The organism is Luteimonas wenzhouensis (assembly GCF_007859305.1).
GTDB classification, from domain to species: domain Bacteria; phylum Pseudomonadota; class Gammaproteobacteria; order Xanthomonadales; family Xanthomonadaceae; genus Luteimonas; species Luteimonas wenzhouensis.
This window is the reverse complement of record NZ_VOHE01000002.1, coordinates 479,296-494,145: the sequence shown is the minus strand read 5'-3', so window position 1 is coordinate 494,145 and position 14,850 is coordinate 479,296. Positions and strand designations below refer to the sequence as shown.

Genomic DNA, 14,850 nt, shown 5'->3' with positions numbered 1-14,850 from the left:
GCCGACGCACCGGCGGGACGGCCCGCGGTGCGCCCATCCAGACTGGAGCAGGCATGGCCTGGAACATCCCCGGCAAGAACAACGACAACCGCCCCGGCAACCAGGGCGGCCGCAACCCCTGGCCGCCGCGTCGCCGCCGCGGCAGCAACGGCCTGGGCGACATCGGCGACCGCCTGCGCGGCATCTTCGACGGTGGCGGCGGTGGCCCGCTGCGCTGGATCGCCATCGCCCTGGTGGTGTGGCTGGTCTTCAACTGCTTCGTCCTGGTCGGCGAGCAGCAACGCGGCGTGGTGCTGCGCTTCGGCGAGGTGGCGCGGGTGATGCAGCCCGGTCCCAACTTCAAGCTGCCCTGGCCGATCGAGGTGGTGGAGAAGGTCGACGCCACCAGCGTGCGCACCTTCACCAACACCCTGCCGGTGCTCACCCGCGACGAGAACATCGTCACCGTCTCGTTCAACGTGCAGTACCGGATCAGCGATCCGGAGCTGTTCCTGTTCGGCACCCAGAACGCGGTGCGCGTGCTCGAGCAGGTCTCGCAAAGCGCGGTGCGCGAGCAGATCGGCCGCGCCGACCTGGATACCGCGCTCAACGCCCGCGGCCCGCTGTCGGTGGCCGCCTCGACTGCGCTGCAGGCCTCGCTCGACGCCTACCGCACCGGCCTGGTGGTCACCGAACTCAACCTGCAGGACGCGCGCCCGCCGGAGGAGGTCAAGCCGGCCTTCGACGAGGTCAACAGCGCCCAGCAGATGAACGAGCGCCTGGTCAACGAGGCCCGTGCCTATGCCGCGCGCGTGGTGCCGGAGGCGCGCGGCGATTCGCAGCGCCTGCGCACCACCGCCGAGGGCTACAAGACCGCGGTCGTGGCCCGCGCCACGGGTGACGCCGAGCGCTTCTCGATGCTGGTCGACGCCTACCGGCAGGCGCCCGAAGTCACCCGCAAGCGCCTGTGGCTGGAGACCGTCGAGCAGGTGCTGGCCGAGAACCGCAAGGTGGTCGGCGGCGACGGTCGCCAGCTGATCTACGTGCCCATGACGCAACCGTCCGGCGAGTCGGGCACCCGCCGCGACGACAACCAGCCGCCGGTGCTGCCGCAGGAGGTGGTGGTGCCCCCGGCCGGCTCCGGTGCGGACGCCGGACTGCCGCGGCCGTCCCGTGGTTCGCGCCCCGAAGGAGGCAGCCGATGAGATCCAATCTGGTCATCCCCGCGGTCCTGGTGGCGGTGCTGCTGCTGCTCGGCTCGGTGTTCGTGGTGCGCGAAGGCCAGACTGCGCTGGTGCTCAACCTCGGCCGCGTGGCCCGCACCGACCTGCAGCCGGGGCTGCACTTCAAGATCCCGCTGGTGGAGACGGCGCGCGTGTTCGACCGCCGCTTCTACGCCTCGGAGTTCTCGCCCGAGCGCTATCTCACCTCCGAACGCAAGGACGTGAGCGTGGACTTCGTGGCGATCGGCGTGATCAGCGACGTGGCCGACTTCTACCGCGCGACCGGCGGCAACATGGACGTGGCCAACGACCGCCTGGCGCCGATCATCAAGGACTCGATGCGCAACGAGATCAATGCCCGCACCCTGCAGCAGCTGGTCTCGGGCGAGCGCGCGGAGATCATCGCCAGGCAGCTCGAGGGCATCAACGAGGCCGCCGCCACCCTGGGCATGCGGGTGATCGACATCCGCCTCAAGCAGATCGACCTGCCCACCGACAGCGACGTGATCTCGCAGGTCTATGACCGCATGCGCGCCGAGCGCCGCCAGGTGGCCAGTCGCCTGCGCGCCGAGGGCGAGGAGCAGGCCCGGATCATCCGCGCCGAAGCCGACCGCGAGCGCACCGTGCTGCTGGCCGAGGCCGAGCGCGACGCGCAGCGGCTGCGCGGCGAGGGCGACGCAGAGGCCACCCGCATCTACGGCGAGGCCGCGCAGCGCGACCCTGCGTTCTACGCCTTCCAGCGCAGCCTTGAGGCGTACCGCAACGCGTTCGAGAACGGCGATGGGGTGATCGTGCTCGAGCGCAACGACCCGTTCCTGCAGTACATGCGCAGCGACCGCTGAGGCGGTCGCTGCGCCGGCCGCGCCCGGCCCGGGGCGGAGTGCGCCGCGCCCGGGCGCAGGCCCCGGCCCCCGTGCCCCACATCCGCCAACCAGGACCTCCCGACCCGTGAAAGACCTCTGGGCCGCCCTCTGCCTCGTCGCCGTCCTTGAAGGCCTGATGCTGTTCGTCGCCCCCGGCGGCTGGAAACGCGCCGCCGAGCAGATGCTGGCGCTGCCCGACGCCCAGATCCGCCGCATCGGCGCGGTGGTGCTGGCCCTGGGCCTGGTGGCGCTGTACTTCGTGCGCGGCTGACCGCCGGCACTGGCCCCGGGGCGGGGAAACCCGGATAATGCACAAAAGCCGGAGGGGCCCGATCCACGCGAGACGGTCCCCCGGCTTTTTCCATGCCTGCACCCCCGGCCGCGGCGTCGCGGGGGCGGGTGGGACCACCGGCGGGCGCCGCCGGGGGCAGTCACGTGGTCGCGGCGGAAGCCGCTCCTGCAGGAGCCTTGCGGAAATGGGACAGTCGGTCGTCGTGTTGGGTGCCCAGTGGGGCGACGAGGGCAAGGGCAAGATCGTCGATCTGCTCACCGAGGAAGTGGGCGCGGTGGCGCGCTTCCAGGGCGGCCACAATGCTGGCCACACCTTGGTGATCGGCGGCCACAAGACCGTGCTGCACCTGATCCCCTCCGGCATCCTGCGCCCGGACGCGCTGTGCCTGATCGGCAACGGCGTGGTGCTCAGCCCCGCGGCGCTGCGCAAGGAGATCGACGAACTCGAGTCCAACGGCGTCGAGGTGCGCTCGCGGCTGAAGATCAGCCCGGCCACGCCGCTGATCATGCCGTACCACATCGCCCTCGACCAGGCGCGCGAGAAGGCCGCCGGCGGCAAGGCGATCGGCACCACCGGCCGCGGCATCGGCCCGGCCTACGAGGACAAGGTGGCGCGCCGCGGCATCCGCATCGCCGACCTGCACTACCCGGAGCAGCTGGCCGAGAAGCTGCGCGCCGCGCTCGACTACCACAACTTCGTGCTGACCAGTTACCTGGGCGTCGACGCGGTCGACTACCAGGCCACGCTTGACGAGGCGCTGGCCTTCGGCGAGTACATCGAGCCGATGAAGTACGACGTCGCCGGCCTGCTGCACGAGCTGCGCAAGGCGGGCAAGCGGGTGCTGTTCGAGGGCGCGCAGGGCGCGCTGCTCGACATCGACCACGGCACCTATCCCTACGTCACCAGCTCCAACACTACGGTCGGCGGCGCGCTCGCCGGCACCGGCGTGGGCGCGGACGCGATCGACTACGTGCTCGGCATCGCCAAGGCCTACGCCACCCGCGTGGGCGGCGGCCCGTTCCCGACCGAACTCGACGACGAGGTGGGCCAGGGCCTGCGCGACCGCGGCCAGGAGTACGGTGCCTCCACCGGTCGCCCGCGCCGCTGCGGCTGGATGGACATCGTCGCGCTCAAGCGCGCGGTGGCGATCAACGGCATCACCGGCCTGTGCATCACCAAGCTCGACGTGCTCGACGGCATGGACAAGCTCAAGGTGTGCATCGCCTACGAGTACCGCGGCAAGCGCACCGAGTACGCGCCGCTGGATGCCGCCGGCTGGGAGGAGATCACCCCGGTCTACCTCGAGTTTCCGGGCTGGGAGGAGACCACCCACGGCGTCACCGAGTGGGACGACCTGCCGCCCGCCGCTCGCGCCTACCTGCGCGCGCTGGAGGAGCTGGCCGGCTGCCCGCTGGCGATCGTGAGCACCGGCCCCGACCGCGACCACACCATCGTCCTGCAGGACCCGTTCGCCTGAGGCCACCGCCGGCGGCGGCAGGCGCCGGCGCCCCGGCCGGGCGGGGACGTTGCCCGGCTGCGCCTGACGCCGGCCGCCCCGGGCCGGCACCGGCCCGGCCGGCTCACGCGCCCACCACGGGGCGGCTGGTCCACTGGCGGCCGTGCCGACCCCCGCGCCTTCCCCCGCTGCCGCGTCCTCGCTCGAGGCCCGTGCGCGCGCACGCCTGGCCGACGTCCTGCCGTTGCCCGGCCACGGCGCGACGCTCGCCCGCTGGCGCGCGCTGGCCGCGATCGGCGGGCAGGACCTGGCCCTGGCCAAGGTGCTCGAGGCGCACCACGACGCCGTGGCCATCCTGGCCCAACTCGAGGCGCCACCGCCGCCGGCCGGCACGCTGCTCGCGGTGTGGGCAGCCGAAGGCCCGGACTCGACCGTCGTGGTGCGCGAAGGGCCCGGCGGGCCGCGCATGACCGGGCGCAAGCCCTGGTGTTCGGGCGCGCGCTTCGTCGATGCCGCCCTGCTCACCGCCGGCGAGGGGCAGGCGCGCCAGCTGGTGCTCGTGGCGCTGCGCCAACCGGGCGTGCGCGTGCCACCGTCGGACTGGGAAGCGGTGGGCATGGCCAAGATCGAGAGCGGCCCGGTGGAATTCGAGGCGGTGCCGTGCCGGCGCATCGGCGCGCCCGGCGCCTATCTCGACCGCCCCGGTTTCTGGCACGGCGGCGCCGGCGTAGCCGCCTGCTGGCTGGGCGCGGCGATCGCGATCGCGCAGCGCATGGCCGATCCCGCGCGGGTCGAGCGCGACCCGCACCTGGCCGCGGGGCTCGGTCGCACCGACATGGCGCTCGCTGCCGCGTCCGCGCTGCTGCGTGAACTGGCCGCGCGCGTGGATGCCGCGCCCGGCGAGCCGCATGTGCGCGAGGTGGTGCGCCTGCGCTCGGTGGTCGAGCGCGCCTGCCACGAGGTGCTCGACGCCGCCGCGCGCGGGATGGGACCCGGGCCGCTGTGCCGCGACCGCGAGCACGCCCGACGCTGCGCGGACCTGGCGGTGTTCGTGCGCCAGAGCCATGCCGACCGCGACTGGGCGGCGCTTGGCCGGCAGGTGGCCATGCTGGAGGCACCGGCGCGATGGCCGCTGTAACCCTTCCGCGCGTCGTCGGTGACGGCCGCCGGGAATCCGAATGGCGCCGCTCGCGCTGGCTCGCCGCATTGCCCACGCGTACCGCGGCCGAACTGCTGCTGGGGTGGCAGCGGCTGGTGCTGCTCTCGCCGCATCCCGACGACGAGACCCTGGCCTGCGGCGGCCTGCTGCGCGCGGCGGGCGCGATGGGGCTCGACGTGCAGCTGGTTTCGGTGACCGATGGCGAGGCCTGCTACCCGGGCGACCCGGGCTGGACGCCGGAGCGCCTGCGCCAGGTGCGCCGCAGCGAGGTGGCGCATGCACTGGCCGCACTGGGCGTGCACGCGCAGGTGCACCGGACCGGCCTGCCCGATGGCGGCGTCGCCCGCCACCGCGGCGAACTCGAACGCGCCCTGCGCGCGCTGCTGCGCCGCGGCGACCTGGTGCTGGCGCCCTGGGAGCACGATGGCCATCCCGACCACGACGCCGTCGGCCGCGCCGCGCTCGCCGCCACCGCGGCGCTTCCGGGCCTACGGCTGCTGCGCTACCCGGTCTGGGCCTGGCACTGGCTGCCCCCCGACGCCTCGCCGCCGCCGTTCGCGGCGATCCGCATGCCGCTGCCGCCGGCCACGCTCGCGCGCAAGCGGCGCGCCATCGCCTGTTTCGCCTCGCAGCTCGATCGCGGAGGTCCCGGCGCGCCCGCGCCCATCCTGCCGCCGCACGTGGTCGAGCGCTTCGACCGTCCGTTCGAGGTGTACCTGCGATGACCCTGGCGCGTTACTTCGAACAGGTGTGGCAGCAGGGCGACGACCCGTTCGGCTACCGCAGCCGCTGGTACGAAGCCCGCAAGCGCGACCTGCTGCTGGCCACGCTGCCGCGACCGCTGTTCGAACGCGGCTGGGAAATCGGCTGCGCCAACGGCGAACTCACCCGCGAGCTGGCCGGGCGCTGCCGGGCCCTGCTCGGCACCGACCTCAACCCCCGCGCGGTGGCGGTGGCGCGCGAGCGCTGCACCGGCCTGCGCCATGTCGAACTGCGCTGCATGGAACATCCGCGCGAATGGCCCGACGGCCGGTTCGACCTGGTCGTGGTCGGAGAGATGGGCTACTACCTCGACGACACGGCGCTCAAGGCTTTCGCCAACCGGATCGAGACATCGCTCGAACGCAACGGCGTGCTGCTCGCCTGCCACTGGCGCCACGGCTTCGACGCGCGTCGGAGCGACACCGTGGGCGTGCACGCGCGCCTGGCCGCGATCCCCGGCCTGCACCGTATCGCCCACTACCGCGACGGCGACTTCCTGCTCGACTGCTGGAGCGGCGACGCCACCTCGGTGGGCCAGCGCGAGGGCCTGCGGTGATCGGCGTGCTGGTGCCTGCGCACGACGAGCAGGCGCTGATCGCCGGCTGCCTGCGTTCGATCCTGGTCGCCGCTCGCGCGCCAGGGTTGCGCGGCGAGCCGGTGCAGGTGGTGGTCGCGCTCGACGCGTGCAGCGACGGCACCGCCGACATCTGCGCCGCGATGGGCGTGCGCACCGTGTCGCTGGACGCGCGCTGCGTCGGCCGGGCGCGCGCCGCCGCGGCGGCGCTGCTGCTGGAGCAAGGCGCGCGCTGGCTTGCCTCCACCGATGCCGACAGCCAAGTGCCGCCCGACTGGCTCGCCGCGCAGCTCGCCTGCGGCGCCGACGCCTTCTTCGGTACCGTGCGCGTCACCGACTGGCTCGACTTCGCCCCGCGCGTGCGCGACGCCTTCCACGCCGGCGAACACCACGTCGACGGCCACCCGCACGTGCACGGCGCCAACCTCGGCGTGGCCGCGCACGCCTATCGCGCGGTCGGCGGCTTCCCGCCGCTGCCGGCCCACGAGGATCGCGCCCTGCGCGACCCCCTCGACCGCGCCGGCTTCGCCGTCGCCCGCCACGCGGAACCGGCCGTCACCACCAGCGCCCGACGCGACGCCCGCGCCCGCCACGGCTTCGGCGACTACCTGATGTCGCTCGAAGCGGCGGCCTGATCCCCGGGCATTCGCCCCCTCCCCGCAGCGTCCTCCACTTCCTCCCCGGCTGGCGGGGGAGGGGCGGGGCGTTTGGCCCGTCGGGGAGAAGGGCGCTGCCGGCCTTTCGCACCCGCGACTGGCCCGCGCCCTGTCCGGCGTGCACGCGGGCCCGGCCGAACGCTGGCCGCTGGGGCGACCGGCGCAAGAGGCCGGCATGTCGCGCAGCACCTTCGCCTTCCACGCAGTAGTCGCACCACGTCCGCCGACCAGGTCCTGCACAGGCGCCTGGGCCGCGCCGCCGCGCGCCTGCGCAGGGGCAGGGCGGCCACGGCCGTGGCGCCGGTGTCGGGGTTGGCGGACATGGCCGCGCTGTCGAAGGCGTTCCCGAGGCGGTCCGGGGTGTCGCCGAGGGGATGGATGCGGGAGGGAAGCTGGCGCCGACGTCCCAAGGACCGCGAGACCAGGGCCGGCCGTCCCAGCTTTGCGACGCGGCCGGGGCAACATTCCGGCATCCACAGGGGAGAACCGCATGAGCCACGACATCCAGCCACTCGCGCGCGTAGTGGACGCGATCGCCTTCGCCGCCCACGCCCACCGCGCCCAGCGCCGCAAGGACGCCGACGCCACGCCCTACATCAACCACCCGGTCGCCCTGGTGCGCATCCTCGCCGTCGAGGCCGGCATCGACGACCCCGACGTCCTGTGCGCCGCCGCCCTGCACGACTACCTCGAGGACTGCTGCGGCCGCGACGGCCAGCCCAGCCTCGAGGAGGGCCGCCGCCAGCTGCGCGACTGGACCGCCCAGATTTTCATAGACACTCATCGGCCGCTTTGCGCGTAGCGCCTTTCGAACTCTACCGGTGAGACATCGCCAGCGGAACCATGCCGACGAACCGGGTTGTAGAACATCTCGATGTAGTCGAACACGTCCGAGGCCGCCGCGGCCCTGGTCGGGTAGATCCGCCGCTTGATCCGCTCCTTTTTCAGGACGCTGAAGAAGCTCTCGGCCACCGCGTTGTCGTGGCAGTTCCCGCGGCGGCTCATGCTCGGCACCATCCGGTGCACCTTCAGGAACGATTGCCAGTCGCTGCTGGTGAACTGGCTGCCCTGGTCGGAGTGCACCATGACGCCCGGTCCCGGCTTGCGCCGCCATGCCGCCGCCACCAGGGCCTGCAGCACCAGGTCGCTGGTCATCGTCGGCGCCGTGGCCCAACCCACGATCTGCCGCGAGTACAGGTCCATCACCGCCGCCAGGAACAGCCAGCCCTCGTAGGTGCGGATGTAGGTGATGTCGGTGACCCAGACCTTGTTCCGCGCGTCGGGGGCGAAGTCGCGGTTGAGCACGTTGTCGACCGCACCCACCGGGCCACCGCGATGTCGCGGCTTGCTCCCGTAGCCGACCTGCGCCCGCAGACCCTCGGCCTTCATCAGCCGCTGCACGCGGTGGCGGCTGCAGGTCTCGCCCGCTTCGCGCAGGTCAAGCGTGATCTTGACTCTGGACCGACCAGCCTTTTGTAGACACCCGAAGGCCATAATTCATGGCTACAGCAGAGGTGTTCATGAGCAGCAAGCGATACACGGATGAGTTCAGGGCCGAGGCGGTGAAGCAGGTGCTCGAGCGCGGCTTCACGGTGGTGGACGTGGCCGCGCGCATCGGAATCCCCAAGCACACGCTGTACGACTGGGTGCAGAAGGCGAAGAAGGCCGGCAGGCCGGCCGCAGGTTCCGCGCCGGCGGGGACTGACTCGGCTGAAATGCGGCGCCTCAAGGCTGAGCTCCGGCGCGTGACCGAGGAGCGCGACACGTTCATTTGCGGTGCCCTGGCTGCGCTCGCGCAGTTCCACCGACGCGCACGCCTGGGGCGAAATGCGACTCTCCTTCGCGATGCCGTATGTCGGGACTCAAGCAGCCCCAAGCCGATCCAACGGGATCCGCAAATACCGCACCCCATTCCCCTCCGCCGGCGGCAGCGCCCCGCCGCGGATGTTCACCTGCAGCGCCGGCAGCAGCAGCTTGGGCACCGGCAGGCTGGCGTCGCGGTTGGTGCGCAGGTGGACGTAGGCGTCCTCGTCGACGTCGCCGGCCAGGTGGACGTTGCTGGCGCGCTCTTCGGCCACGGTGGTGGCGGGGGTGGCGTCGCGGCCGGCGGGCGGGTAGTCGTGGCAGAGGTAGAGGCGGGTATAGGCGGGCAGGTCGAGCAGGCGGCGCAGGGAGCGGTAGAGGGTGGCGGCGTCGCCGCCCGGGAAGTCGGCGCGGGCGGTGCCGGTGTCGGGGGCGAACAGGGTGTCGCCGACGAAGGCGGCATCGCCGACCACGTAGGTGATGCTGTCCTCGGTGTGGCCGGGGGTGGCGATCACGCGGGCGTCGAGCGTGCCGATGCGGAATTCATCGCCGTCGGCGAACAGGCGGTCGAACTGGCGGCCGTCGACCGGGAAGTCCGGTTCGAGGTTGAAGATCTCCTTGAAGCGCGCCTGCACGCCGGTGATGCCGCGGCCGATGGCCACCTTGGCGCCGGTCTGCTCGCGCAGCCAGGCGGCGGCGGACATGTGGTCGGCGTGGGCGTGGGTCTCGAGGATCCACTCGACCGCCAGGCTGTGCGCGTGGGCGGCGTCGAGCAGCCTGCGCGCCGAGTCGTACGCGATGCGGGCGCTGGCCGGCTCGAAGTCCATCACCGGGTCGATGATCGCGGCGTGGCCGCCGTCGTGGTCGTAGACCAGATGCGAGAAGGTGCCGGTGGCGGGATCGTGGAAGCTTTCGACCTGTGGGTTCATGGCGGGGCCTGCGTGGGTCGGTGGCGGCGGTGCGGGCGCAGCCGTCGCGTGTGCATCCCGGCCGTGGCCGGGTGTCCGGTCCGTTCCCTGGGCCTGCTTCCTGCGCTGGAGCCGGCGTTCGCGGCTCGCCGGGGGCTTCCACGGCCGGTCGCCCGGGGCCGGCCCTTGCCGCGGAGTATAGGCGCGGGGCCCGGGCGCGCCGCGGCGTTCCCGCCGTCGATCGGCGGGCGTAGCGTGAGGCCCTGGTCTGCAAGAATGGGCCGGCGGCAACGACCCCGGCGGCCTTGGGCGGGGAAGTGGCGCGCCTGCTTTCACGCCGTCGTGACTGCGTTCTGCTGGAGTTGCCGGCAGCCACCGGTCGACCCCGGAGAGATGCCATGATGCCCCCCGATCCCACTCCGCCCGGCGAGGCCCCACCCGGCCTCCGCACCTCCATTCTCGCGCCGGTCTTCGTTCCCACCGCGGTCGTGGTGCTGGCGCTGGTGGCGCTGTCGTTCGCGGCACCGGACACGTCGGCGGCGCTGTTCGGGCGGGCGCAGGCCTGGGTGGCGGACGAGGCGGGGTGGTTCACCATCCTGGCGGTGGCGGGGTTCCTGGTGTTCGTGGTGGGACTGGGGGCGAGCGGGCTGGGGCGGATCCGGCTGGGGCCGGACCACAGCCGGCCCGACTACAGCTATCCCACCTGGTTCGCGATGCTGTTCGCGGCGGGGATGGGCATCGGGCTGATGTTCTTCGGCGTGGCCGAGCCGATCATCCATTTCGCCGATCCGCCGGTGGGCGATGCGATGACGGTGGCGGCGGCGCGGCAGGCGATGCGGATCACCTTCTTCCACTGGGGCATCCATGCGTGGGCGGTCTACGCGGTGGTGGCGCTGTCGCTGGCCTATTTCTCCTACCGGCACGGGCTGCCGCTGCGGATCCGCTCGGCGCTGTACCCGCTGGTCGGCGAGCGCATCCATGGCGGCATCGGCCACGCGGTCGACACCTTCGCGGTGCTGGGCACGATCTTCGGCCTGGCCACGTCGCTGGGGCTGGGCGTCATCCAGATCAACTCGGGGCTGAGCTACCTGTTCCAGACGCCGGTGGGCGTGGGGGTTCAGGTGCTGCTGATCGTGGTGATCACGCTGATGGCCACCGGCTCGGTGTTCTCGGGCCTGGACCGCGGGATCCGGCGGCTGTCGGAACTGAACATGGTGCTGGCGCTGGCGCTGATGGGCTTCGTGCTGCTGGCCGGTCCCACCGTGCACCTGCTGCAGGCGCTGGTGCAGAACACCGGGATGTACCTCTCGAACATCTTCTCGATGACGTTCAACCTCTATGCCTACCAGCCCAGCGGCTGGCTCGGTGGCTGGACCCTGTTCTACTGGGGCTGGTGGGTGGCGTGGTCGCCGTTCGTGGGCATGTTCATCGCCCGGATCTCGCGCGGGCGCACGGTGCGCGAGTTCGTGGTCGGCGTGCTGCTGGTGCCGCTGGGCTTCACCTTCCTGTGGATGACGGTGTACGGCAACAGCGCGCTGTACCAGGTGATGGGCGAGCTGGCGAGCGCTGGCACGTCGCGCCTGGTCGAGGCGGTGCGCGCCGACACCTCGGTAGCGCTGTTCCAGTTCCTCGAGTCGTATCCGCTGGCCACGGTCACGTCGGCGGTCGCCACATTGCTGGTGGTGGTGTTCTTCGTCACGTCGGCCGACTCGGGCGCGCTGGTGATCGACATGCTCTCGTCCAGGGACGACCGGGAGTCGCCGGTGTGGCAACGGATCTTCTGGTCGCTCACCGTGGGCGCGGTGGCCATCGCCCTGTTGCTGGCCGGCGGGCTGGAGGCGCTGCAGGCGGCCACGATCGCCAGCGCGCTGCCGTTCACCGTGGTCATGCTGCTGATGTGCTGGGGCCTGCTGCGGGCGCTGCGGATGGATGCGGCGCGACGCCTGACCCTGCGCAGCGCGCGGGTGGCGCCCCTGGCCGGTGGCGTGGGCGACTGGAAGACGCGCTTGCGCACGCTGATGCAGCATCCCACGCGCCCGCAGGTGATGCGGTACCTTCGCGAGACGGTGCGGCCCGCGCTCGAGGCGGTGGCGGCGGAGCTGCGGCTGCAGGGGCTGGAGGTGCACGTGGGCGAAGGCGAGCACGGCGGCCCCTGGCTGCGCGTGGGCCATGGCGAGGAGATGGACTTCTTCTACGGCGTGCGCCCCGTGGCCTACGAACCGGCCGAATTCATGCTCGCCGACCCGCGCCGCCGGCCGCGCGAGGACGAGCAGCCCTTTCGCGCCGAAGTGCACCTGCGCGAGGGTGGGCAGGACTACGACGTGATGGGCTGGAGCCGCGACGAACTGATCCACGACGTGCTGGACCAGTACGGGCGCCACCTCCACTTCCTCAACGCCGTGCGTTGAGCGCAGCAGCGCGCGGCAACCAGCCCCTGGTAGGAGCGGCTTCAGCCGCGACCCGCACGTTCGGAGATCCCGGTCGCGGCTGAAGCCGCTCCTACAGGCGTGGGGTGGATGTCCACGGTGGGACGCAACACGGCGGCGGCCACGCGCGGCGCGCCTGGGCGCGCGCCGGTTGCGTTGTGAGGCGACCGTCCGCGTCGCGGGCGGGCGGACGCGTCGCGGCCGTGCAGGCTCAGCCTGTGAGACGGGCCGCCACGACACTGGCCCGCCCATCCAGGGCAGGTCCATCGATGAACGCCATCGTCCACGCCAGGCCGCTGCCTGCGCCCGCGCCGTCGGGCGGCCAGCTGGCGCGCCGGCTCGCCGACCGCTATTCGGACCGGGTCACCGGGCAGTTCACCATCCCCGGCCGGGCGCCCGACCTGCGGCCGCTGCCGCGCGAGCTGCCGCCGGCGCTGGCCGCGGCGCTGCAGGCGCGCGGGATCCGCTCGCTGTACGCGCACCAGGCGCGGGCCTGGGAGGCGGCGCGGGCGGGGCGGCACGTGGTGGTGGCCACGCCCACGGCCTCGGGCAAGTCGCTGTGCTACACCCTGCCGGTGGTCAGCGCGGCGCTGGAGCAGGGCGCCAAGGCGCTGTACCTGTTCCCGACCAAGGCGCTGGCGCAGGACCAGGTGGCCGAGCTGCTCGAGCTCAACAAGGCCGGCGACCTCGGCCTGCGCGCGGCCACCTTCGACGGCGACACGCCGGGCGATGCGCGCCAGGCGATCCGCCTGCACGGCGACGTGGTGGTCAGCAACCCGGACATGCTCCACCAGGCGATCCTGCCGCACCACACCAAGTGGGCGCGGTTCTTCGAGAACCTGCGCTACGTGGTGATCGACGAGGTGCACACCTACCGCGGCGTGTTCGGCTCGCACGTGGCGAACGTGATCCGGCGGCTCAAGCGGGTATGCGCGTTCTACGGCGCGAGGCCGCAGTTCATCCTGTGCTCGGCCACGATCGGCAACGCGGCCGGACACGCCGCGGCATTGATCGAGGACGCGGTGGAGGCGATCACCGAGAGCGGCGCGCCCAGCGGCGACAAGCACATCCTGCTGTGGAACCCGCCGGTGGTGAACCCGGACCTGGGCATCCGCGCCTCGGCGCGCTCGCAGGCCAACCGGATCGCGCGGATGGCGATCAAGGCCGGGCTCAAGACGATGGTGTTCTGCCAGTCGCGGCTGATGGTGGAGGTGCTGACCAAGTACCTCAAGGAGGTGTTCGACAGCGATCCGCGCAAGCCGCGCCGGATCCGCGCCTACCGCGGCGGCTACCTGCCCACCGAGCGGCGCGAGGTGGAGCGCGAGATGCGCTCGGGCCGCGTGGACGGCATCGTCAGCACCTCGGCGCTGGAGCTGGGCGTGGACATCGGCAGCCTGGACGTGGTGGTGCTCAACGGCTACCCGGGCTCGATCGCGCAGACCTGGCAGCGCTTCGGCCGCGCCGGGCGCCGCCAGCAGCCTTCGATCGGGGTGCTGGTGGCGAGCAGCCTGCCGCTCGACCAGTACGTGGTGCGGCATCCGGAGTTCTTCGCCAGTGCCACGCCCGAGCAGGCGCGCATCGCGCCCGACCAGCCGCTGATCCTGATGGACCACATCCGCTGCGCCGCGTTCGAACTGCCGTTCGTGGAGGGCGACATGTTCGGGCCGGTGGAGCCCGGGCCGTGGCTGGAGGTGCTGGCCGAGAGCGGCGTGCTGCACCAGGAAGGCGGGCGCTGGGAGTGGATCGCCGACAGCTATCCGGCGCAGGCGGTGAACCTGCGCTCGGTGGCCGACGGCAACTTCGTGGTGGTGGACCGCACCGACTCGCGCCAGGCGATCATCGCCGAGGTCGATTACTCGGCCGCCGCGCTCACCCTGTACGAGGGCGCGATCCACATGGTCCAGTCCGAGCCCTACCAGGTCGAGCGCCTGGACTGGGAGGGGCGCAAGGCCTACGTGCGCAGGACCCACGTCGACTACTACACCGACGCCATCGACTACACCAGGCTCAAGGTGCTCGACGAGGCCGAGGGCGCGCCGGCGGGGCAGGGCAGCGCGCACCACGGCGAGGTGCACGTACTGCGGCGGGTGTCGGGCTACAAGAAGATCCGCTTCCACACCCACGAGAACATCGGCTACGGGCCGGTGAACCTGCCGGACCAGGAGCTGCACACCACCGCCTGCTGGTGGCAGCTGCCGCAGCACGTGCTCGAAGCGCGCTTCGCCTCGCGCCAGGAGGCGCTGGACGGGTTCCTGTCGGCGGCCTACGCGCTGCACCTGGTGGCGATGGTGTCGGTGATGGCCGAGGGGCGCGACCTGCAGAAGGCCGTGGGCAGCGGCGACGGCGCCTGGTTCGCCACCGCCGACCAGGGCGGGCGCGGCCAGCTGCGCTCGGGCGACAGCGGCGAGGCGCTGGCGGATCCCACGCGCGGGTTCACGCCGACGCTGTTCCTCTACGACAACTACCCGGGCGGCGTCGGGCTGTCGCTGCCGCTGTTCGAGCGGCGCGAGGACCTGCGCCGGCAGGCGCTCGAGCTCATCCGCGCGTGTCCCTGCGCGCACGGCTGCCCGGCCTGCGTCGGCCCGGTGCTGGCCTCGAGCGAGGTGGACGGCAGCTCGGTCAAGGAGGCCGGGACCAGGGTGCTGGAACTGCTGGGGGAGGCGGCTTGAGCGCGCTGGCGAACCGGTTGGCGGGATTGCGGCGACAGGCGGGCGCAGCGTCGATGGCGCCGGCTGGTGCCGCGGTGCCG

General features: G+C 72.5%; 13 protein-coding genes and 1 pseudogene. 12 read left to right on the top strand and 2 right to left on the bottom strand.

Annotation, left to right across the window (positions count from 1 at the left end; all coding sequences use genetic code 11):
- The first annotated feature begins 53 nt into the window (after nt 1–53).
- The 9 genes from hflK (at nt 54) to FQY79_RS05600 (ending at nt 7,766) form a co-directional block, all read left to right on the top strand.
- The gene (gene hflK / locus FQY79_RS05640; protein ID WP_146311566.1) at nt 54–1,184 is read left to right on the top strand and encodes an FtsH protease activity modulator HflK; all 1,131 of its coding nucleotides are present in this window, start codon (nt 54–56) and stop codon (nt 1,182–1,184) included.
- Nucleotides 1,181–2,044 (top strand): protease modulator HflC, encoded by an 864-nt coding sequence (gene hflC, locus FQY79_RS05635; protein ID WP_146311563.1) that lies wholly within the window; start codon nt 1,181–1,183, stop codon nt 2,042–2,044. The genes hflK and hflC overlap by 4 nt, the downstream gene beginning before the upstream one ends.
- A gap of 106 nt (nt 2,045–2,150) precedes the next feature.
- On the top strand, nt 2,151–2,336 hold the full coding sequence (locus tag FQY79_RS05630) for a DUF2065 domain-containing protein (protein WP_146311561.1): 186 nt from the start codon (nt 2,151–2,153) through the stop codon (nt 2,334–2,336).
- 205 nt (nt 2,337–2,541) lie between these two features.
- Nucleotides 2,542–3,834, top strand: coding sequence for an adenylosuccinate synthase (locus FQY79_RS05625; protein ID WP_146311559.1), 1,293 nt, complete (start codon nt 2,542–2,544; stop codon nt 3,832–3,834).
- A gap of 142 nt (nt 3,835–3,976) precedes the next feature.
- Complete coding sequence (locus FQY79_RS05620) at nt 3,977–4,951, top strand: acyl-CoA dehydrogenase family protein (RefSeq protein WP_146311557.1); 975 nt, start codon at nt 3,977–3,979, stop codon at nt 4,949–4,951.
- Nucleotides 4,939–5,697, top strand: coding sequence for a PIG-L deacetylase family protein (locus tag FQY79_RS05615; protein ID WP_146311554.1), 759 nt, complete (start codon nt 4,939–4,941; stop codon nt 5,695–5,697). Before FQY79_RS05620 ends, FQY79_RS05615 begins: the two co-directional genes overlap by 13 nt.
- On the top strand, nt 5,694–6,290 hold the full coding sequence (locus FQY79_RS05610; protein ID WP_146311552.1) for a class I SAM-dependent DNA methyltransferase: 597 nt from the start codon (nt 5,694–5,696) through the stop codon (nt 6,288–6,290). Before FQY79_RS05615 ends, FQY79_RS05610 begins: the two co-directional genes overlap by 4 nt.
- The gene (locus tag FQY79_RS05605) at nt 6,287–6,943 is read left to right on the top strand and encodes a glycosyltransferase family 2 protein (protein ID WP_146311550.1); all 657 of its coding nucleotides are present in this window, start codon (nt 6,287–6,289) and stop codon (nt 6,941–6,943) included. Before FQY79_RS05610 ends, FQY79_RS05605 begins: the two co-directional genes overlap by 4 nt.
- A 511-nt stretch (nt 6,944–7,454) precedes the next feature.
- Complete coding sequence (locus tag FQY79_RS05600; protein ID WP_146311548.1) at nt 7,455–7,766, top strand: HD domain-containing protein; 312 nt, start codon at nt 7,455–7,457, stop codon at nt 7,764–7,766.
- On the opposite strand, the gene FQY79_RS05595 is transcribed toward FQY79_RS05600, so the two are convergent.
- Entirely contained in the window at nt 7,745–8,458 is a 714-nt protein-coding gene (locus FQY79_RS05595; RefSeq protein ID WP_281289290.1) for an IS3 family transposase, read from the bottom strand. The two genes, FQY79_RS05600 and FQY79_RS05595, sit on opposite strands and share 22 nt — an antisense overlap.
- Before the next feature lie 26 nt (nt 8,459–8,484).
- On the opposite strand from FQY79_RS05595, the pseudogene FQY79_RS05590 reads away from it, so the two are divergent.
- A pseudogene (locus tag FQY79_RS05590) lies at nt 8,485–8,727 on the top strand (transposase); the annotation flags it as partial.
- Nucleotides 8,728–8,826: 99 nt separating this feature from the next.
- On the opposite strand, the gene FQY79_RS05585 reads toward FQY79_RS05590, so the two are convergent.
- The gene (locus FQY79_RS05585; RefSeq protein ID WP_146311546.1) at nt 8,827–9,696 is read right to left on the bottom strand and encodes an MBL fold metallo-hydrolase; all 870 of its coding nucleotides are present in this window, start codon (nt 9,694–9,696) and stop codon (nt 8,827–8,829) included.
- A 377-nt stretch (nt 9,697–10,073) separates the two neighbouring features.
- Here FQY79_RS05585 and betT point away from each other — a divergent pair, with 377 nt between their 5' ends.
- Both betT and FQY79_RS05575 read left to right on the top strand, forming a co-directional pair.
- Nucleotides 10,074–12,083 carry a choline BCCT transporter BetT gene (gene betT, locus FQY79_RS05580; RefSeq protein ID WP_246123016.1) on the top strand — a complete coding sequence of 670 codons (2,010 nt, stop codon included), beginning with the start codon at nt 10,074–10,076 and terminating at the stop codon, nt 12,081–12,083.
- Nucleotides 12,084–12,370: 287 nt separating this feature from the next.
- Entirely contained in the window at nt 12,371–14,770 is a 2,400-nt protein-coding gene (locus tag FQY79_RS05575; RefSeq protein ID WP_146311544.1) for a DEAD/DEAH box helicase, read from the top strand.
- Nucleotides 14,771–14,850: the final 80 nt, after the last annotated feature.